We start from the raw sequence: 18619 nt of genomic DNA, 5'->3' as shown, positions 1-18619 counted from the left end.
CCCGTGACCCAGGGACCGCCGGTCCCGGCCGCCGTTCGGGTCGGTGGCTGGGGCTGGCGCTATTCCGGCCGGGCGGCCTGGGCCGTCCGCGACCTCACCCTGTCCATCGAGCCGGGAGAGCGTGTGCTGCTCCTCGGCGCGTCGGGCGCGGGCAAGTCCACCGTGCTCGCCGGGTTGGCCGGCGTGCTCGGTGGCGACGACGACGGCGAGACGGAGGGTGCGCTCGCGGTGGCGGGGCGCCCACCGGCCGACGCCCGCGGCACGGCCGGGCTGCTGCTGCAGGACCCGGACGCCCAGGTGATCCTGGCGCGCGTCGGCGACGACATCGCCTTCGCGTGCGAGAATCTCGGAGTGCCGCGCGAGGAGATCTGGCCGCGGGTGCGCGCCGCGCTCGACGCGGTCGGCCTCGACGTGCCGCTCGACCATCCCACCGCCCAGCTGTCCGGCGGGCAGAAGCAACGGCTGGCACTCGCGGGGCTGCTCGCCATGCGTCCGGGGCTCCTGCTGCTGGACGAGCCGACGGCCAACCTCGATCCGGCGGGCGTCGGGGAGGTCCGGGATGCGGTCGCCGCCGCGCTCGACGCCTCCGGGGCGACGCTGGTCGTCGTCGAGCACCGCGTCGCCGTGTGGCGCGACCTCGTCGACCGGGTGATCGTGCTCGCAGCCGATGGCGGTGTGCTGGCCGACGGCCATCCCGATGCTGTCCTGGCCGACGCGTCGAGCACGCTGCGTGCGGCGGGCGTCTGGCTGCCGGACGAGACCGTACCGGAGGCGGAGCCCGTCGCGCCCGGTGCCGCGTTGCTGACCGCGCACGAGCTGGCGTTCGGTCGGGGCCCGGCCGTGGCTCGCCGTCAGCGCCGCGCCTCCCGGAGGACGCCGAGCGGCGTCGCGCTTCCCGAGCGCGTCTCCCTCGACCTCGCGGAGGGGTCGGCCCTCGCGCTGACCGGGCGCAACGGCGCGGGCAAATCGACGCTGGCGTTGACCCTCGGCGGTCTCCTGCCGGTGCTCGGGGGGACGCTCCGCGCCGAGCAGGCTCTTGCCGGCGACGCGGGACCGTCGCCGGAGTCGTGGCGCTCGCGCGAGCTGCTCACCCGCATCGGCAGCGTGTTCCAGAACCCGGAGCATCAGCTGGTGGCCTCGCGGGTGCGGGACGAGCTCGCGGCCGGTCCCCGCGCCCTCGGACTCCACGAGGCCGAGATCGCCGGACGCGTGGACGACCTCCTGGAGCGCCTCGCGCTCTCCTCCGTCGCCGACGCCAACCCGTTCACCCTGTCGGGCGGCCAGAAGCGCCGGCTCTCGGTGGGGACGGCGCTCGCCACGCGGCCGCGCCTGCTGGTGCTGGACGAGCCGACCTTCGGCCAGGATGCGAACACCTGGCGCGGGATGGTGCTCACGATCGCCGAGCTGCGTGCCGCCGGGCACGCGATCGTCACCGCTACGCACGACGCCGAGTTCGTCGCCGCCATCGGCGCGCTCACGCTCGAACTCGGCGCGGGACGGGAGGTGGCGGCGTGACCATGCTCGAACCCGTCCGAACCGGCCCGCTGGCGACGCTCAACCCGGTCGCCAAGCTCGGTGCCGCCCTCATCGTCACCGTCGTGCTGCTCGTCTCCATCGACCCGGTCTCGGCCGCCGTCGCGCTCGCACTCGAGCTCGTGCTGGTCGCGTTCTCGGGGATCCCGCTCCGTACGCTCGTCGTCCGCACCGCGCCGATCTGGATCGCGGCGCCGCTGGCCGGGCTCACGACCGCGCTCTACGGCCGCGCGTCCGGCACGGTCTACCTGCAGTGGTGGGCGGTGGAGGTGAGCGACGGGTCCCTCCAGCTCGGCCTGGCGACGATGCTCCGCATCCTGGCCATCGGCCTCCCCGCCGTGCTGCTCTTCATCACCATCGATCCGACGGACCTCGCCGACGGCCTCGCCCAGCTGCTCCGCCTGCCCGCGCGCTTCGTGCTGGGGGGGCTCGCGGGGCTGCGCCTCGTCGGGCTCTTCGCCGAGGACTGGCGTGCACTGACACTGGCGCGCCGGGCGCGGGGCATCGCGGAGAGCGGGGCGGTGCGCCGGATGCTGGGGCAGTCGTTCGCGCTCTTCGTGCTCTCCATCCGCCGCGGCAGCAAGCTCGCGACCGCGATGGAGGCGCGCGGCTTCGGCTCGCCCACTCCGCGGACGTGGGCGCGGCCGTCGGTGTTCCGGGGGCGCGACTGGGCCGCGCTCGGGATCGCCGCCCTGGTCGCCGCCATCGCGGTCACGGTCGCCGTCGTCGTGGGGAGCTGGAATGTCCTGGGCCGCTGACCGCGAACGGCTCGCCGACGCCGTGCGGGCCGCCGTCACCGACGCGCGCGGGCACGCCCCGGTCGTGCTCATCGACGGCCCGAGCGGCGCCGGCAAGAGCTCGCTGGCCGACGACCTCCTGAACGACTGGCCGGCGGAGGGTGCTCCCCGGCTGGTGCGCATGGACGATCTGTACCCGGGCTGGGACGGTCTGGACGCCGGCAGCGAGGCGCTCGGCCGCGACCTCCTGCTGCCGCTCCGCCGCACGGGATCCGGCCGCTGGCGGCGCTGGAACTGGGCCGCGGACCGCCCGGCGGAGTGGGTGGAGGTGCGCGGCACCGAACCGCTGATCGTCGAAGGATGCGGCACGCTCGCGCGCGCGAACGTCGCCTCCGCGGACCTCGCGCTGTGGCTCGACGCGGACGACACGCTGCGCAAGCGGCGGGCACTCGACCGCGACGGCGCGACCTTCGCGCAGAACTGGGACCGCTGGCAAGCGGAGTTCGACGGGTACCTCCGGCGGGAGCGGCCGCGGGATGCCGCCTCCCTCCGACTCGATGTCACCGACTGGCCGCTCGGCCCGGCTCGCGTGCGTCACGCGGGGGACTAACGTTGAGCCATGAGTGATGCACAGGCCCACGATCCCGAGTACATCGTCGAGTACGCCGACGGCCCCCTGGTCGGCACCGCCGAGCGCCGCTACCTGGTCGACGGCAAGGTGGACGAGCGGATCGGCGCGGTCGCGGCCGTCGAGGGTCTCGAGTCGCTGTTCTGGTACGTGGCCGGCGACGAGCGCGAGATCAACGGCGAGAAGCACGTGAGCTACCACTTCGACGCGCCGGACAGCGACCCGGTCGAGGCCGACAAGGACGAAGAGTCCCTCTGACCCGTCCGGTATCGGCGACGGGTTCGAGCCGCTAGGCCCAGCCCAGTTCGTGCAGACGCTCGTCGTCGATGCCGTAGTAGTGCGCGATCTCGTGCACCAGCGTGATGTGGATCTCGTCCCGGAGTTCGTCGACGGTCTCGCAGATGGCGAGCAGCGGCTCCCGGTACAGGATGACGCGGTCGGGCATCTCGCCGAAGCCGTACGAGTCGCGCTCCGTGAGGGCGACGCCGTCGTAGAGGCCGAGGAGGTCGAGCGAGCCGTCCTCGGGACGGTCCTCGACGACGAACACCACGTTCTCGAGGCCGTCGATCATCTCGTCGGGCAGATCGTCGAGCTCGTCGGTGACGAGCGTCTCGAAGGCGTCCGCATCCAGTTGCAGCGGCACGGTCACCACGCGTCCGCGACGGCGGCGTGCAGGTCGAGCAGACCCGCGGTGCGCTCGCTCGGGCCGCGGCCGAAGCCGCACTCGGTCGCGACGCCGAACGTCGACTGAGCGGTCGACGCGGCGGCGATGCGCCGGGCGGCGCCCTCCGTGCCGTCCTCGTGGTGCAGGAGGCCGAGATAGAGCTCGGTCCCCTCGGGGATCTCGACGTCGGCCAGCGGAGCGAAGTAGGCGTCGTCGTCGCGCTCGATCGGCACCGGCAGGTGGACGAACGCCACCGGCCGGCCGGCGCCGTCGAGGATGCCGCTGGTGACGGACGCGAGCCAGCCGGCATCGGCGGGCTGCACGAAGTGCGCCTCCTCCACATCTCCGTAGCAGAGGTGGTAGCCGACCTCGACGTCCGACGGAACGGCCTGCGCCTGCCGGATGGCGCGGGCGACCACCCCGCCCAGGACGTCGTCGAACCAGGGCTCGATGCGTCCCTCCAGCAGTCCGAACTCCACCGCCGTGTCCCACTGGATGGCGAGGCGCTCGTGCGGGATCCCGTCGACGATGCGGTCGAGCTCGCCGAACAGGGCGCGTTCGTACGCGGGCTCGAACGCGGCACGGTCCTGCGGGACCACGAACGCGCCGACGATCGCGGCGGGCGTGGGCAGCGAGACCTGGAAGCGCGTCCCCGGAGCGAAGACGCCCTCGTCGGCGAGCCGCGCGAAGGTGGCGTACGACTCGAGCGCGGCGGCCGCGTAGCCGAGGTCTGGGAAGACGAGGTCGTAGGCGGAGACTCCCTCGTCGAGCTGGAACGGGCGCGCGTCGAACTGCTCGCGCAGGTAGAACGGCTCGACGGCGATGCGGGAGAGCCCGGACATCGTGTCGAAGCGCCGCGTCTGGAACTGGATCCAGTAGAACCGCTCGCCGACCTCGCCGTCCGGGATGCGGCGCATCCGGTCGCCGAGCCGCTCGCCAACCGTGCGGAACACGGTCTCGGCATCGGGCAGGTTGACGCTGCCGACGAGGTGGGCGCCGCGGACCTCCGCGGCGCTGGAGGAGGGGGAGGCGGGAACGGTGCTCACCCGCGCGAGTCTACCGGCGTCGCGCGGGTGAGCGGACGGCGCTCGCTCAGTACCAGTTGACGGACTGCGAGTGCGACCAGGCCGAGCACGGAGTGCCGTACGAGCGCGAGATGTAGTCGAGCCCCCACTTCACCTGGGTGGTGGCGTTGGTGGCCCAGTCGGTGCCGAAGGAGGCCATCTTGCTGCCGGGGAGCGCCTGGGGGATGCCGGTGGCGCCGCTGCCGCCGTTGGAGGCCTGGTAGTTCCAGTTCGACTCCTTCTGCCAGAGGCTGCTCAGGCACTGGAACTGGTCGTCGCCCCAGCCGTACTGCGACGCGGCGATGGAGCGGGCGGCGGCCTTCGCGCCGTCCGGCGTGTTGGCGGCGGCTGCTGCTGCGGCTGCGGCCTCGGCGGCCACGCGGTCGGCTTCTGCTCCGGCCGCGGCCAGCGCGGTCGTGGCGGCCGTGGTGGAGTCGATGGTCGAGCGGAGCTTGCTGTCGTCGAGCTTCGTGTACGAGTCGAGTCCGGCGATGGCGGTCTTGGCTGCCGACGCGTCGGTCTTCGTCTCGTTCGCGGCGACGGTCGCCTGCGCGGTGGCGAGCGTCCGCTTCGCCTCCGCCTCGAGGCGGTCGCGCACGATCTTGTCGTAGATCGAGAGCTGCTCGCGGTGCATCCCGGTCGATTCCGAGAGCTCGCGGGTGGAGCGCTCGCTCTGCTGCTGCGCGCTCAGGGCGGGGCCGATGAGGCTGGCCGACATGAGGACGGCGGCGGCACCGGTGACGATGCGGCCGAACGGGACGTCGGACTTCTGGATGGCGTTGCGAAGGGTGCTGAGCATTCGGTTCCTGGGTCGGGCTTCCCCGCCTGGCGGGCCCGTGGAGTGCTCCGGTGGGCGCGGCCGTGCCGTGCGGGGGCACGGCGGGCGGGCTGGAACCCGTGCCGACACGCACGGAAGCGTCCGATGGACCCGTGGTCCGGAAGGGCGCGGCGTGCGGCGCGGGGTGTGCAACGCGCGAAGCGGCGTCCAGGAGGGGGAAAGACTGGGGAGGACGCGCGCGGCGTGGCACGGACGGCGTTCGATGTCGTCAGCAGGCCACGTTAGGCGGTCACTCTGGACGGTTCGGGTGCGATCCCTGGCAAAGTCGTGTACGCGTCACCTTTCGGTGCCGAGCGCTCGCGGCTCCGTCACCGTCTCCTCCGCCTCGATCATGCGCGCGTCGGTGACCCAGATCATCCCTACGAGAAGACACAGGATGACGACCCCGGCGCCGATGAAGACCGTCGGCAGTCCGAAAACCTGAGCGACGATCCCGCCCGCCGCCGCACCGAGCGGGATGGTGCCCCAGGCCAGGAGGCGATAGGCGCTGTTGAGGCGGCCCAGCAGCCGGTGCGGGGTCACCCGCTGGCGCAGGGACACGGTGATCACGTTCCAGAGGGACACTGTGACGCCGCCGACGAAGAAGGCCGCGCCGATGATCCACGGGCTGGTGGTGAACGCGGGCGTCGCGACGGTCAGCACGGAGCCCGCGATCGAGATCGCGAGCGCGCGGGAGCGGCCGACGAGACGCTCGGCGCCCTCGGCGAGGAAGGTGCCGAGCACGCTGCCGAGCGCCGAGGCGGTGAGCAGGAGGCCGTAGGCCGGGTCGTCGAGGCCCATCGGCGACGCCGGGCCGACGGCGTAGAGCACGAATACGGTGAACATCGCGTTGCTCGCGAAGTTGAAGCCGCCGACCATGAACGCGAGGACGCGAAGCAGGGTGCTGCTCCAGAGGAAGCGGAGCCCTTCGGCGATGTCGGCGCGGATCGTGGTCGTGCCGTGGTGATCGGCGCGGAAGTTCCCGCGGAGGAGCAGCAGCAGGCCGATGGCGACGAGCCAGAGGGCGGCCGGCGCTCCGAAGGCCAGGCCGACCCCCGCAGCGACGAGGAACCCGCCCAGCGGAGGGCCGATGAACTGGTTGGCGGTGAGTTCGGCCGCGTAGAGGCGACCGTTCGCGCGGGAGAGGGCGTCGCGCCCGACGAGCTGCGGCAGGATCGACTGCGATGACGTGTCGTAGATCGTCTCCGCCGTCCCCACGAAGACCGCGGCCACGTAGAGCAGCCAGATCGAGCCGGCGCCCGCGATCGCCGCGATCGTGAGGGCCGCGAGAAGGGCGGCACGCGCGATGTTCGCGCCGATCATCAGGCGCCGCCGGTCCCAGCGATCGGCCAGCGCGCCGGCCGTGAGCGCGAAGAGCAGCCACGGCAGCGAGAACGCGAAGGCGAGGCCGGCGATCAGCAGCGGCGAGTCCGTGTAGCGGACCGCGACCAGCGGGAGGGCGACCTTCATCACGCCGTCGGCGAGGTTGGAGAACCCGGCTGAGCTCCAGAGCGTCCAGTACGGGGCGCCGAGTCGTTTCGCGGTCACGCAGAGCAGCCTCGCACACTGATTGACAGAATTCAATCGATGCGAGAGAAGTCAATCAGCGGTAGCGTGTGCGGCATGGAACGCGACCAGAGCATCGATCCGGAAGCGAAGCGGCGTCCGGCGACCGTCACGGAGATCAAGGCGATGTCGCATCCGCTGCGCATGCGCATCATCCGGCTGTGCGGCGATCGGGAGCTGACCAACAAGCAGCTCGCCGACCGGCTGGGGGTCGACCCGGGGACGGCGCTCTATCACGTGCGTCAGTTGGTGGAGGCCGGTTTCCTGGAGCCCGTGGCCGCGCGCACGGGGGAGAGCGGCGCGCTGGAGAAGCCCTACCGGTCGACCGGGCGCAGCTGGTGGCTGCCGGTCGGCGTGGACGAGGTCGACGCGATCGAGGGTCTGGCTCCGGTGGACGCGTTCCAGCAGGAGCTGGCCGAGGCCGGGCCGGGCTCGATCGCCACCTATGCCCGCTTCGCCCTGCATCTGTCGGAGGAGGATGTCGCCGAGCTGGATCGCCGCATCGTCGCCGTCATCGACGCGTTCGTCGAGACGGACGCGGAGCGTGCGCACCTGCCGTTGCACGGCGGCCTCTTCGTCGTGCATCGCAGCCCGGAGTGAGCCGCGGCCCAGCGCGACTGCGCCCTCCCGGTACGTCTGCGCCCCGTCGAGCGCGCGCACGTACCGCGACACCGCACGCGCTCCGCGCGGGTGAGCTGCGGGTGAGCGGGGAGCGGCGGATGCGAAAAGCCCCGGTCGGGATGACCGGGGCTTTTCATCGGGGTGAGTAACGGGGCTTGAACCCGCGACCTCCTGGACCACAACCAGGCGCTCTACCAGCTGAGCTATACCCACCATGTCCTGCGACCGTTTCAGGTGATCCGGCCGAGGCAACTCATCGATTCTAGTACATCCGCGGCGCCCATTTTTCCACCACGGCCGCGGCGACCTCCTGGGTGTGCTCCGTGGTGGGTCCCGGCTCGCCCACGAAGGCCGCGGCGCGGTAGTAGTCGAGCTCGCGGATGGACTCGAGGATGTCGGCGAGCGCGCGGTGTCCGCCGTTCTTCCCGGGCGCGTTGAAGTACACGCGGGGGAACCAGCGGCGGGAGAGCTCCTTGATCGAGGAGACGTCGACACTGCGGTAGTGGAGGTGGTTGTCGAGGCGCGGCATGTACTTGGCGAGGAACATGCGGTCGGTGCCGATGGTGTTGCCGGCCAGCGGTGCAGTGCGGGCGCCGGGGACGAACTTGAGCACGTACTCCAGCACCTCGTACTCGGCTTCGGCCAGGCTCTTCCCGTTCGGGATCTCTTCGATGAGCCCCGAGGTGGTGTGCATGTCGCGCACGAAGTCGTTCATGTTCTCGAGCGCGGAGGCGTCCGGCTTGATGACGATGCTGAGCCCGGGGTCGAGGACGTTCAGCTCGAAGTCGGTGATGACGACGGCGATCTCGACCAGTTCGTCGACCTCGAGGTCGAGCCCGGTCATCTCGCAGTCGATCCAGACCAGTCGATCCGAGGAGTTAGACATGCCTTCGATCTTAGTGCGGCCCTCCGACGGCCCACGGCACCGGGCGCGGGACCGGGTGCTTGGGATCCATCCCGTCGCCGGCGGAGATGTGGCGGAGGCGGCGGCCGGCCCACGGGATGGCGTACACGCGCAGCCAGGTGCGGAACGGGATGTCGTCCGGCGCCGGGTCGGCAGCCGCGGCCGGGGCCGATGCCGCCTCCTCGAGCGGTGCCGTCTCGGCGTAGGGGATGCCGAGGGTGTGCGCGGCGAGCCTGGCGAGCGCCCGGTGACCGCGGGAGCTGAGGTGCACGCGGTCGGAGGCCCACATCCCGGCCTCCTGGAACTCGCGTACGCCCCACACGTCGAGGACGGTCGCCTGCTGGTCGCGGGCGATGCTCCAGATGTTGGCGTTGAAGACGGCCGCCCGCCCGCGGAACGGTTTGAGGAAGAAGGCGAACTGCGGGTCGAAGAGGTTGGCGAGCAGGACGTTCGATCCGGCGGCGCGCAGCGCCCGCACCCCGGTCTCCAGTTCGGCCGCGAGCGCGTCGGGGTCGGCCTTCGGGCTCATCAGGTCGTTGCCGCCGATCAGCACGGACACCAGGTCGGGCCGCAGCCGGACGGCGTGCGGCACCTGGTCGGCGACGACGTCGGCGATGCGGCGACCGCGGACGGCGAGATTGGCGAACTCGAGCGTGTGGCCGGCGAGCCGCGCGTCCCCGTCGAGGATGCCTGCCAGCCGGTCGGCCCAGCCCAGCCAGCTGCCCTGGCGTCCGGGGGCCGCGTCGCACAGCCCTTCGGTGATCGAGTCTCCGAGGGCGATGTACCGAGAGAAGCTGGACCGGCTCACGGTGCGATTCTCGGTGCCACGGATGACGCGCGGGTGACATCCCGCCGACGGAAGCACGATCGTCGTTGCCCGTTCGCCGGACGTACACTGACAGCGTGGATTCGTCACCGTCCGTTGCCCGGGACGTCACCGAGGGCATCGCACTCACCCTGTACACGTCGGCCTTCTGCGAACCATGCATGCAGACCCGCGCCGTGCTCGCGGAGGCGGCCCGGCTCGTTCCGGCGCTGTCCGTCACCGAGCTCGACGTGACGCGCGCCCTCGACCGTGCGGAACGCGACGGCATCCGCTCGACCCCCACCGTGATCGTGCTGGGATCGGACGGCGCCGAGGTCTTCCGCGCCGAGGGCGTGCCGACGCTGCAGCAGGTGCTCGTGGCGGCGGCGAAGGCGGTCTGAAGCTGCGCGAGAGCGCGTGGCACAGTGGTGCCCCGGCAGGAATCGAACCTGCGACCACGAGATGAGAAGATCCGGTCGTCGGCGTGACGCAGTGGTGCCCCCGGCAGGAATCGAACCTGCGACCAAGAGATGAGAAGCACCACGAGAGCTGTTCCGGCACTCTGGTGCCCCCGGCAGGAATCGAACCTGCGACCAAGAGATGAGAAGCACCACGAGAGCTGGTCTGCTGTTTTCGCGGATCACGGCACAGTGGTGCCCCCGGCAGGAATCGAACCTGCGACCAAGAGATGAGAAGCACCACGAGAGCTGGTCTGCTGTTTTCGCGGATCACGGCACAGTGGTGCCCCCGGCAGGAATCGAACCTGCGACCGAGAGATGAGAAGCACCACGAGAGCTGGTCTGCTGTTTTCGCGGATCACGGCACAGTGGTGCCCCCGGCAGGAATCGAACCTGCGACCAAGAGATGAGAAGCACCACGAGAGCTGGTCTGCTGTTTTCGCGGATCACGGCACAGTGGTGCCCCCGGCAGGAATCGAACCTGCGACCAAGAGATTAGAAGGCTCCTGCTCTATCCGCTGAGCTACGGGGGCGCGCCCACAAGGATACCGCAGCGAGCCTCCCGCCCTGGCGCGCTGCGAGACGTCGCGACACGCCCTCCAGCGGCCTGAACGGTCGCGGAGAAGGGCGTGTCGCGACGTCTCAGGCTCCAGAGTCGCCCGGGAGGCGCCCGCGCGTCAGAGCGTTGCGCCGCTCTTTCCCGCGCGTGTCACGATCGCGATGACGGGGCGGCGGCCGCGGAGGCCGAAGCGGAGGCGGAGGCTCGCCTGGCGGGCGATGAGCACGCCGATCACGATCGCGGCGAGGGCGGGCACGATGCCGGAGATCATCATGGCGAGGTGCGGGCCGATCGCCTCCACGAGCCAGCCCATGACCGGTCCGCCGATGGCCTGGCCGCCGAGGAGCACGAGGATGTAGAGCGAGATCACCCGGCCGCGGATCTGCAGGTTCGACGACATCTGCACGAGGGAGTTCGCGGCGGTGATGAAGAGCAGGTTGCCGACGCCGATTCCGACGAGCAGGACGCCGAAGGCGATCTCGCTGGGCGCGAAGCCGGCGAGGGCCTGCACGACGCCGAGCGCGGCCGCCGTGCCGACCACCATCGAGAGCCGGACGCTGGTGCGGCGCGTGGAGGCGAGCGCCCCCGCGAGTGCACCGGCGGCGACGAGTGCGTTGAAGAGACCGTAGCCCTGCGCGCCGACGTCGTAGACGTTGTTGGCGTACGCGGCCAGGAACACCGGCATGTTGAACGCGAAGACGGCGATGATCGCGACCATGACGACGGTCCAGAAGATGACGGGCTTGCGGCGCACGTAGCGCATCCCCTCGAGCAGCTGGCCCTTGGCACGGGGAGCGGCGGGGGACCGGTGCAGCTGGTCGCGGCGCAGCGTGCAGAGGGCGGCGACGACGGCGAGACAGGCGCCCGCGTTGATCACGAAGGACCAGCCTCCACCGACCGCCGTGATGAGGAGGCCGGCGACGGCGGGACCGATGAGCCCGCCGAGCTGGAAGATCGACGAGTTGAGGCTGATCGCGTTGCGCAGGTATTTCGGCCCGACGAGCTCGTTGACGAACACTTGGCGCGCGGGGTTGTCGACCACGGTGACGAGTCCGAGCAGGAACGAGATGAGGTAGACGTGCCAGACCTGCACGTTCCCGGTCAGGGTGAGGACCGCGAGTGCGACGGCGAGGCCCGAGGCGGCGGACTGGGTGATGATGAGCAGGCGCTGCTTCGAGTAGCGGTCGGTCAGCACCCCGCCGTAGAGGCCGAGGACGAGCATCGGCGTGAACTGCATGAAGACGGTGATGCCGACCGCCGCGACGCTCCCGGAGAGCTGGAGCACGAGCCAGTCCATCGCGATGCGCTGCATCCAGACGGCCGTGTTGGCGACCAGGTTGCTCGCGGCGAAGATGCGGTAGTTGCGGACGCGGAGCGAGACGAAGGTCTCCCTCCACGGGGGCCGCGTGCTGAGCACGGGCATGGGGCCGGTCGGCGGGGCTGCTGCTGTGGAGGTCGCCACGAGATTCCTTGCGTGTGTATCGAGATGTCTGGTTCCGTATATGGGCTCCTTCGACTGTACGTCGCGGCGGGGTATTGTTTGGTCCAATCGAAGCTATAACTCCTATTGGCTTTCCGAATGGATTGATGATGTTCGACCCCGTGCTGCTCCGCACCTTCCTCGCCGTGGCCGACACGCGCAGCTTCACGCGCGCGGCGGGGCGTCTCGGCATCAGCCAGCCGACCGTCAGCCAGCACGTGCGGCGGCTGGAGGAGGCGGCCAAGCGCCAGCTGGTCGCCCGCGACACCCGCGAGGTGCGGCTGACCGACAACGGCGACGCGATGGCCGGGTTCGCCCGCACGATCCTCGCGGCGCACGCGGAGGCCGACCGCTACTTCAGTGGGTCCGCGATGCGCGGCCGCCTGCGGTTCGGCGCCGCCGACGACCTGGCGATCACCACGCTGCCGCGCATCCTGCGGCACTTCCGCCAGCAGCATCCCCAGATTAACCTGGAGCTCACCGTCGACCAGTCGGGTCCGCTGCATCGGCGCCTGAAGGCCGGTCACCTCGACCTCATCTTCATCAAACAGAACCCTGGGACCACCGAGGGCACGGTCGTCGCGACCGACGAGCTCGTGTGGATGGGCCAGGAGAAGACAGTCTTCGACCCCGACCAGCCGCTGCCGTTGATCGCCTACCAGGGCACGAGCCTCAGCCGTCAGGTCGCGATCGACGCGCTGGAGGAGGCGGGGCGCACCTGGCGGATCACCTGCAACACCCGCGAGGTCAACGGGGTGCTCGCGGCGGTGCGCGCGGGGATCGGCGTGGCGGTGTTCCCGCGGTCCCTCATCCCGACCGATCTGGTCAAGGTCACGAACCGTTTCGCGCTGCCGGAGCTGGGGCACGTGGACTTCACGCTGCTGTCGAACCCGGCCGCGGCGAGCGAGCCGATCGAGGCTCTCACGACGGCGATCCTGGCGCGGGCGGTCACCCGCGTGCCGTAGCGGTCAGCCGACGACCGGGATGTGATCCGGGTCGGCCGGCCGCTCGCCCCCGTCGGAGGAGCGCTTGCGGAGCACGAGCGCGACCAGCGGGAAGATCAGCACCGAGAGCATCCCGGCGCCGACGAGCGCAGTCGCCGTACCCGGTTCCAATTCGCCCGCGGAGACGCCGATCCCCGTGACGGCGACGATGATCGGGAGGCCCGTGGCGCTGAAGAGCGTGATGGACGCGCGATCGGCGAACGTCGATCCGGGCGGCGCGGCGAGCGAGCCGGGCAGCCCCCGGACCACCAGCAGCAGCACGAGGAAGATCGGCAGCAGGAGCAGCGCGTGCGGGTCGGAGACCAGCGCGCGCAGGTCGAAGGTGATGCCCGTCGTGATGAAGAACACGGGCACGAGCACGCCGAACGCCACGGCCTCGAGCTTGCCCTCGATCTGGTGGGCGTCCTCCTCGTCGCCCCCGGAGAGCAGGACGCGGCAGATGACGCCGGCCGCGAAGGCGCCGAGCAGCATGTCGAGACCGAGCGCGAGACTGAGGCCGACGAGCGCGGCGATCACCAGCACGACGAAGCGCACCGCGAACTGACCGCTGGTGTGCAGCGTCGCGCGCACCAGCCGATGGAAACCGCGATGCGCGCCGCGGGACGCGAACCAGACGGCGGCCCCTGCGACGACCGCGAACCCGATGAGCACGAGGGCGGCGGCGAGCGGTTTGCGGCCGCTCAGGAACAGGGAGATCGCCAGCAGCGGCCCGAACTCTCCGACCGCGCCCACCGCGGTGACGGCGCGCCCGAACGGTGTGCGCAGCTCGCCCGCATCCCGCAGCACCGGCATCAACGTGCCCAGCGCGGTCGACGTGAGCGCGATGCCCACGTACACGGCGGTGACGAACGACGGCGACAAGAGGATGGCGATGACGACGCCCGCCACCAGCGAGATCAGCCAGCCCAGTGACGCGCGCCGCAACGGCCGGCCTGCGATGGCGGGGAAGTCGATCTCGTTGCCCGCCATGAAGAAGAGGAACGCGAGCCCGAAGTTCGAGACGGCGTGCAACGCGTCGCTCGCGGGCACCCAGCCCAGCACGCTCGGCCCGACCAGCAGCCCCAGCACGATCTCGAACACGACGAGGGGGATGGCCGCCACCCGCCCGACCAGCCGCGCCAGGATCGGCGCCGCCACCGCGAGCAGCGGGACGATCACGACGGTGGCGATGTCGGGGGACATGCGCTGATGGTATCCGCAGCCTCTCGCGATCTGGAAGGCCCGTTCACACGGCCGAAACGCGCCGGGGATATCGTTGGCACATGCGCGAACTGCAGGCACGGATCATCGACGAACTGAACGTCAGCCCCACCATCGACGCGGCCGCCGAGGTCGAGAAGCGGGTCGACTTCCTCGTCCGCTATCTCACGGCGACGGGCGCCTCCGGCTTCGTCCTCGGCATCAGCGGCGGGCAGGACTCCTCGCTCGCCGGGCGACTCTGCCAGCTCGCGGTCGAACGCCTCGCCGAGCGCGGCGTCGAGGCGGAGTTCATCGCGGTCCGCCTGCCCTACGCAGTGCAGCACGACGAGGACGACGCGCAGCTCGCGCTCTCGTTCATCCGGCCGCAGCGCACGGTGACGTTCAACATCCAGCGCGGCACCGACGGCGTGCAGGACGAGTACGCCGATGCGGTCGGCGACGCGATGACGGACTTCACGAAGGGGAACGTGAAGGCGCGGCTGCGCATGGTCGCGCAGTACGCGATCGCGGGCCAGCGGCGCCTGCTCGTGGTCGGCACCGACCACGCGGCGGAGGCGGTGACCGGCTTCTTCACGAAGTACGGCGATGGCGGGACCGACGTGCTCCCGCTGACGGGTCTGACCAAGCGGCAGGGCAAGGCGCTGCTGCAGCAGCTGGACGCCCCGGCGCGCCTGTACGAGAAGGCGCCGACGGCGGACCTCCTCGACCACAACCCGGGCCAGACCGATGAGGACAACCTCGGTCTCAGCTACGCGATCATCGACGACTTCCTGGAGGGACGGGAGGTCCCGGAGGAGAACGCGGCGGCCATCGAAGCCCGGTACCTGGCGACGGAGCACAAGCGCCGCGTCCCGGCCAGCATGTTCGACTCCTGGTGGCAGGAGCGCGGCGACTACTCCGAGTGAGGTCGTCCCGCGGCGCCGCCGTGGAACGCGAGAGGGGGCGCCGGCACGAAGCCGGCGCCCCCTCCCGTTCGGGTGGTGACGCGTCGAGGCGTGATCAGACGGGCTGACCGAGGCGCGAGGTCGGAGCGGTGTCGTTGCCCTCGCCCGAGTCGACCGGCGTCGTCAGCGCGCTGAGCGGGCCGCTGTCGGCCGTCGTCTGCTCCGACGCGACGGGCGCCGCGTACTGCTCGTGGTGCTGCTGGGCGACCCACGCGTCCTGCTGCTGCAGGACGCTGCGCTCGCCGTCCGTGTTCTCGAAGCGCCAGCGCTCGAGGTCGTTCTGGAAGATCTTGCGTGCGCGGCCCGGCTTGTTCTGCCACTCGATGAGCCGGTCGCGGAACTCCGCGATGGCCGGGTCGAGCTGGTAGCCGAACGTCGCAGAGGCGCGCTTCATCTCCGCGAGCTGGTGGCCGGCCCAGTTGGCCGCGACGCCCGAGCCCTTGATGGGCAGGAGGCGCACGAGGATGTCGGCCTGGCCGACCGCGCGGTCGGAGAGGATCTGCTCGGCGGGGGTGAGGGAGTTCCAGACGGAGGCCTCGGTCGCGGCGTCGACGAGCGCGGCGATCGCGGACGCCTTCTGCTGCCGGTCGGTGCGCGAGAGGAGACCCTTGAGGGCTCCGCGGGCGATCCAGGCGGCGAGCAGGCCGGACACGATGACGGCGACCGCGAGGACGGCGCCGTAGAAGATGACCGGCCGGGTGGCCGGTGCGAAGAACCAATCGACGAAGTCATTCCACCAGTGCATGCGCCGATGGTAACCGCGGGCGGGAGCTGTGGAGCGCAGCCGCCGCGCTGTGTCGCGCATCCGCGTGCGGCTCTCCACAGGACGGTCTGCCCGCGGGTTCTCCACGGATACCGACGCGAGGGTCGTCGGGGATGGGGGCCGCGCCAGGCTGGGACCACGCCCGGCAGCGGTCGGACGGCAGGAGGGAGGGATGGATGGACGCATCGTTCACGGTCCGGGGCGTGGTCGCCTCGCGGCCTCGTCACCTGGTCACGGCGGAGGGGCTGGCGGTCACCACCTTCCGCCTCTTGTCCGCCGCAGCGTCGCGCGACCGCAGCTGGTTCACGGTGAGCGCGCTCCGCCGGCTCGCGGTCTCCGCGGCCGGTTCGCTGGAGGCCGGCGACCCTGTGCTGGTCGTCGGGCGATTGGTCATCCGCGAGTGGACGGGGGAGCAGCCTGGTGTCACGGCGGAAGTGGAGGCGATGGCGATCGGCCACGACCTCGCCGGAGGCCGGACGACATTCGTGCGGGCGCGGGTGTCTCCCGACGCATCCCCAGCGAAGGATCGATAACGTGTACCCCATGACGCGACGCCCTGTCCTCCGCAGCCGGCCCACGCCACGCACGCGTGCCTCCCGAGCCCGGACCGGCGCCGCATCGGCCGTTCTCGCCGCCACCGTGCTCGCGCTCGCGCTGACCGGATGCACCCCAGGCGCGAAGCCGTCGGCGAGCCCGACGGCCACGGCCACCCCGACTCCGACGGCGACCGGCGCGGCTGCACCGGAGCTCGTGCCCGGCGGCACGGCCCAGCAGAACCTGCCCTTCTTCAACAAGGTCAACCAGGCGACGCTCGCCGCGAACCCCGACGCGAAGGGCCGCGACTTCATCGACGCCCTGGTGGCGGCGGGCTTCACGAAGGCCGACATGCAGGTCACGGTGGACACGACCACGATCGGGCTGAAGGCGAACAGTATCCAGTTCTCGGTCAAGATGGGCGACGCCTGCTTGATCGGGCAGAACGGCGCCGACGCGGGCGGCTACAACAGCGAGACGACGCCGGTGCTCGTCGGCGGCGCGTGCCTCATCGGCCAGACGCGGCCGATCGACTGGTAGCGGGCGGGCTCCGGCGCGTCGCAGCCGGTATCCTCGTACAGGGCGGCGATCGGGAAGTGTTCCGACGCGCGCCGAGCGGACGACAGGGAGTTAGAGAAGAAACGTGGCCGAATACATTTACTCGATGGTGCGCGCCCGCAAAGCGGTCGGCGACAAGGTCATCCTGGACGACGTCACCATGGCGTTCCTCCCGGGTGCCAAGATCGGTGTGGTCGGCCCGAACGGTGCCGGTAAGTCCACGATCCTCAAGATCATGGCGGGTCTCGACACGCCGTCCAACGGCGATGCGAAGCTGACCCCCGGATACTCCGTCGGCATCCTCATGCAGGAGCCGCTGCTCGACGAGAGCAAGACGGTCCTGGAGAACGTCCAGGAGGGCGTCGGCGACATCAAGGGCAAGGTCGACCGCTTCAACGAGATCTCGGGCCTCCTCGCCGACCCGGACGCCGACTTCGACACCCTGCTGGCCGAGATGGGCACGCTGCAGGAGCAGATCGACGCCGCGGACGCGTGGGACCTCGACTCCCAGCTCGAGCAGGCGATGGACGCGCTGCGCTGCCCGCCGGGCGACTGGCCGGTCAACACCCTCTCCGGTGGTGAGAAGCGCCGAGTCGCGCTCTGCAAGCTCCTGCTCCAGAAGCCCGACCTCCTGCTCCTCGACGAGCCCACCAACCACCTCGACGCCGAGAGCGTGCTCTGGCTCGAGCAGCACCTGGCCAAGTACCACGGTGCCGTGCTCGCCGTGACCCACGACCGGTACTTCCTCGACCACGTGGCCGAGTGGATCGCCGAGGTCGACCGCGGTCACCTGTACCCGTACGAGGGCAACTACTCGACCTACCTCGAGAAGAAGCGCGAGCGCCTGGAGGTCCAGGGCAAGAAGGACGCGAAGCTCGCGAAGCGCCTCGGGGAGGAGCTCGACTGGGTGCGCAGCAACGCCAAGGGTCGACAGGCCAAGTCGAAGGCGCGTCTGGCGCGCTACGAGGAGATGGCGGCGGAGGCCGAGCGCACGCGCAAACTCGACTTCGAGGAGATCCAGATCCCGCCGGGACCGCGCCTCGGCCAGATCGTCATCGACGCGAAGAACCTCCAGAAGGGCTTCGGCGACCGCAAGCTCATCGACGGCCTGACCTTCACGCTGCCGCGCAACGGCATCGTCGGCGTCATCGGCCCGAACGGCGTCGGCAAGACCACGCTCTTCAAGACGATCGTCGGTCTCGAGCCCCTCGACGGCGGCGACCTGAAGGTCGGCGAGACCGTCAAGATCTCGTACGTCGACCAGAGCCGCGGCGGCATCGACCCGAACAAGAACGTCTGGGAGGTCGTCTCCGACGGGCTCGACTACATCCAGGTCGGCAAGACGGAGGTGCCGTCCCGCGCCTACGTCTCGACCTTCGGATTCAAGGGCCCGGACCAGCAGAAGAAGTCGGGCGTGCTCTCCGGTGGTGAGCGCAACCGCCTCAACCTCGCGTTGACGCTCAAGCAGGGCGGCAACCTCCTGCTGCTCGACGAGCCGACCAACGACCTCGACGTCGAGACCCTCTCGAGCCTCGAGAACGCGCTGCTCGAGTTCCCCGGCTGCGCCGTGGTCATCACCCACGACCGGTGGTTCCTCGACCGCATCGCCACGCACATCCTGTCCTACGAGGGCACCGACGAGGACCCGGCCAACTGGTACTGGTTCGAGGGCAACTTCGAGGCGTACGAGGAGAACAAGGTCGAGCGCCTCGGCCCGGACGCCGCGAAGCCGAACCGTTCGGCGTACCGCAAGCTCACGCGCGACTAATCACCACCGGAG

The 18619-nt window shown here is 70.7% G+C and carries 20 protein-coding genes and 2 tRNA genes; 11 read left to right on the top strand and 11 right to left on the bottom strand.

Translation table 11 applies throughout. From position 1 onward, the window contains the following. Positions 1-3: 3 nt before the first annotated feature. Genes HNR14_RS19660 through HNR14_RS19645 form a run of 4 tightly spaced genes read left to right on the top strand, consistent with a single transcriptional unit; the run spans position 4 to position 3156 of the window. The gene (locus HNR14_RS19660; protein ID WP_179702307.1) at positions 4-1515 is read left to right on the top strand and encodes an ATP-binding cassette domain-containing protein; all 1512 of its coding nucleotides are present in this window, start codon (positions 4-6) and stop codon (positions 1513-1515) included. Continuing rightward, complete coding sequence (locus HNR14_RS19655) at positions 1512-2291, top strand: energy-coupling factor transporter transmembrane component T family protein (protein ID WP_343064545.1); 780 nt, start codon at positions 1512-1514, stop codon at positions 2289-2291. The genes HNR14_RS19660 and HNR14_RS19655 overlap by 4 nt, the downstream gene beginning before the upstream one ends. Beyond that, positions 2275-2880: a nucleoside/nucleotide kinase family protein gene (locus HNR14_RS19650; protein ID WP_179702306.1), complete on the top strand. Its 606-nt coding sequence runs from the start codon at positions 2275-2277 to the stop codon at positions 2878-2880. The genes HNR14_RS19655 and HNR14_RS19650 overlap by 17 nt, the downstream gene beginning before the upstream one ends. A 9-nt stretch (positions 2881-2889) precedes the next feature. Next, positions 2890-3156: a hypothetical protein gene (locus tag HNR14_RS19645; RefSeq protein ID WP_039920768.1), complete on the top strand. Its 267-nt coding sequence runs from the start codon at positions 2890-2892 to the stop codon at positions 3154-3156. Positions 3157-3187: 31 nt separating this feature from the next. On the opposite strand, the gene HNR14_RS19640 is transcribed toward HNR14_RS19645, so the two are convergent. The 4 genes from HNR14_RS19640 to HNR14_RS19625 form a co-directional block, all read right to left on the bottom strand. Continuing rightward, positions 3188-3541, bottom strand: coding sequence for a metallopeptidase family protein (locus HNR14_RS19640; protein ID WP_425485043.1), 354 nt, complete (start codon positions 3539-3541; stop codon positions 3188-3190). A gap of 2 nt (positions 3542-3543) precedes the next feature. After that, entirely contained in the window at positions 3544-4608 is a 1065-nt protein-coding gene (locus HNR14_RS19635) for a hypothetical protein (RefSeq protein WP_179702305.1), read from the bottom strand. Positions 4609-4654: 46 nt separating this feature from the next. Further along, on the bottom strand, positions 4655-5425 hold the full coding sequence (locus HNR14_RS19630) for an aggregation-promoting factor C-terminal-like domain-containing protein (RefSeq protein ID WP_179702304.1): 771 nt from the start codon (positions 5423-5425) through the stop codon (positions 4655-4657). Positions 5426-5740: 315 nt separating this feature from the next. Continuing rightward, positions 5741-6991, bottom strand: coding sequence for an MFS transporter (locus HNR14_RS19625; protein WP_179702303.1), 1251 nt, complete (start codon positions 6989-6991; stop codon positions 5741-5743). A 75-nt stretch (positions 6992-7066) separates the two neighbouring features. Between HNR14_RS19625 and HNR14_RS19620 the strand changes: the two genes are divergently transcribed. Beyond that, a complete protein-coding gene (locus tag HNR14_RS19620) occupies positions 7067-7609 on the top strand; it encodes an ArsR/SmtB family transcription factor (RefSeq protein WP_179702302.1) in 543 nt (180 codons plus the stop codon). A 161-nt stretch (positions 7610-7770) separates the two neighbouring features. Here the strand turns inward: HNR14_RS19620 and HNR14_RS19615 are convergent. The 3 genes from HNR14_RS19615 to HNR14_RS19605 all read right to left on the bottom strand — a co-directional run bounded on the left by HNR14_RS19615 (position 7771) and on the right by HNR14_RS19605 (position 9342). Continuing rightward, positions 7771-7843: transfer RNA gene (locus HNR14_RS19615), tRNA-His, on the bottom strand. 49 nt (positions 7844-7892) lie between these two features. Beyond that, the gene (gene orn, locus HNR14_RS19610; protein WP_021755461.1) at positions 7893-8516 is read right to left on the bottom strand and encodes an oligoribonuclease; all 624 of its coding nucleotides are present in this window, start codon (positions 8514-8516) and stop codon (positions 7893-7895) included. A gap of 10 nt (positions 8517-8526) precedes the next feature. After that, positions 8527-9342, bottom strand: a complete 816-nt coding sequence (locus HNR14_RS19605) for a GDSL-type esterase/lipase family protein (protein WP_179702301.1) — start codon at positions 9340-9342, stop codon at positions 8527-8529. 95 nt (positions 9343-9437) lie between these two features. Here HNR14_RS19605 and HNR14_RS19600 point away from each other — a divergent pair, with 95 nt between their 5' ends. Further along, the gene (locus HNR14_RS19600; RefSeq protein ID WP_021755470.1) at positions 9438-9740 is read left to right on the top strand and encodes a thioredoxin family protein; all 303 of its coding nucleotides are present in this window, start codon (positions 9438-9440) and stop codon (positions 9738-9740) included. A gap of 514 nt (positions 9741-10254) precedes the next feature. Here HNR14_RS19600 and HNR14_RS19595 read toward each other — a convergent pair. After that, positions 10255-10330, bottom strand: a tRNA-Arg gene (locus HNR14_RS19595). A gap of 144 nt (positions 10331-10474) precedes the next feature. Then, a complete protein-coding gene (locus HNR14_RS19590) occupies positions 10475-11779 on the bottom strand; it encodes an MFS transporter (RefSeq protein ID WP_179702762.1) in 1305 nt (434 codons plus the stop codon). Positions 11780-11946: 167 nt separating this feature from the next. On the opposite strand from HNR14_RS19590, the gene HNR14_RS19585 reads away from it, so the two are divergent. Continuing rightward, positions 11947-12801: a LysR substrate-binding domain-containing protein gene (locus tag HNR14_RS19585; RefSeq protein ID WP_039920771.1), complete on the top strand. Its 855-nt coding sequence runs from the start codon at positions 11947-11949 to the stop codon at positions 12799-12801. 3 nt (positions 12802-12804) lie between these two features. On the opposite strand, the gene HNR14_RS19580 is transcribed toward HNR14_RS19585, so the two are convergent. Further along, complete coding sequence (locus tag HNR14_RS19580) at positions 12805-14022, bottom strand: cation:proton antiporter (RefSeq protein WP_179702300.1); 1218 nt, start codon at positions 14020-14022, stop codon at positions 12805-12807. A gap of 80 nt (positions 14023-14102) precedes the next feature. On the opposite strand from HNR14_RS19580, the gene nadE reads away from it, so the two are divergent. Further along, positions 14103-14945: an ammonia-dependent NAD(+) synthetase gene (gene nadE, locus HNR14_RS19575; protein ID WP_021755477.1), complete on the top strand. Its 843-nt coding sequence runs from the start codon at positions 14103-14105 to the stop codon at positions 14943-14945. Positions 14946-15039: 94 nt separating this feature from the next. Here nadE and HNR14_RS19570 read toward each other — a convergent pair whose 3' ends face one another. Beyond that, complete coding sequence (locus HNR14_RS19570) at positions 15040-15729, bottom strand: hypothetical protein (RefSeq protein ID WP_246311602.1); 690 nt, start codon at positions 15727-15729, stop codon at positions 15040-15042. A 194-nt stretch (positions 15730-15923) separates the two neighbouring features. Here HNR14_RS19570 and HNR14_RS19565 point away from each other — a divergent pair, with 194 nt between their 5' ends. From HNR14_RS19565 to ettA, 3 genes are all read left to right on the top strand, one after another. Next, complete coding sequence (locus HNR14_RS19565; RefSeq protein WP_179702299.1) at positions 15924-16280, top strand: single-stranded DNA-binding protein; 357 nt, start codon at positions 15924-15926, stop codon at positions 16278-16280. Between the two features lie 10 nt (positions 16281-16290). Continuing rightward, positions 16291-16821: a DUF6993 domain-containing protein gene (locus tag HNR14_RS19560; protein WP_179702298.1), complete on the top strand. Its 531-nt coding sequence runs from the start codon at positions 16291-16293 to the stop codon at positions 16819-16821. Between the two features lie 103 nt (positions 16822-16924). Beyond that, complete coding sequence (gene ettA / locus HNR14_RS19555) at positions 16925-18607, top strand: energy-dependent translational throttle protein EttA (RefSeq protein WP_179702297.1); 1683 nt, start codon at positions 16925-16927, stop codon at positions 18605-18607. The last annotated feature ends 12 nt before the right edge of the window (positions 18608-18619 follow it).

It is taken from the genome of Leifsonia naganoensis, from assembly GCF_013410615.1.
GTDB lineage: Bacteria > Actinomycetota > Actinomycetes > Actinomycetales > Microbacteriaceae > Leifsonia > Leifsonia aquatica.
The sequence above is the reverse complement of the archived record's forward strand: the minus strand, read 5'-3'. Positions and strand labels throughout refer to the sequence as shown.

Coding starts and splice junctions, on each gene's coding strand:
- HNR14_RS19590 (WP_179702762.1), bottom strand. CDS start 11,779: ATGCCCGTGCTCAGCACGCGGCCCCCGTGGAGGGAGACCTTCGTCTCG.
- HNR14_RS19570 (WP_246311602.1), bottom strand. CDS start 15,729: ATGCACTGGTGGAATGACTTCGTCGATTGGTTCTTCGCACCGGCCACC.
- HNR14_RS19630 (WP_179702304.1), bottom strand. CDS start 5,425: ATGCTCAGCACCCTTCGCAACGCCATCCAGAAGTCCGACGTCCCGTTC.
- nadE (WP_021755477.1), top strand. CDS start 14,103: ATGCGCGAACTGCAGGCACGGATCATCGACGAACTGAACGTCAGCCCC.
- HNR14_RS19560 (WP_179702298.1), top strand. CDS start 16,291: ATGACGCGACGCCCTGTCCTCCGCAGCCGGCCCACGCCACGCACGCGT.
- orn (WP_021755461.1), bottom strand. CDS start 8,516: ATGTCTAACTCCTCGGATCGACTGGTCTGGATCGACTGCGAGATGACC.
- HNR14_RS19565 (WP_179702299.1), top strand. CDS start 15,924: ATGGACGCATCGTTCACGGTCCGGGGCGTGGTCGCCTCGCGGCCTCGT.
- HNR14_RS19650 (WP_179702306.1), top strand. CDS start 2,275: ATGTCCTGGGCCGCTGACCGCGAACGGCTCGCCGACGCCGTGCGGGCC.
- HNR14_RS19585 (WP_039920771.1), top strand. CDS start 11,947: ATGTTCGACCCCGTGCTGCTCCGCACCTTCCTCGCCGTGGCCGACACG.
- HNR14_RS19645 (WP_039920768.1), top strand. CDS start 2,890: ATGAGTGATGCACAGGCCCACGATCCCGAGTACATCGTCGAGTACGCC.
- HNR14_RS19620 (WP_179702302.1), top strand. CDS start 7,067: ATGGAACGCGACCAGAGCATCGATCCGGAAGCGAAGCGGCGTCCGGCG.
- HNR14_RS19580 (WP_179702300.1), bottom strand. CDS start 14,022: ATGTCCCCCGACATCGCCACCGTCGTGATCGTCCCGCTGCTCGCGGTG.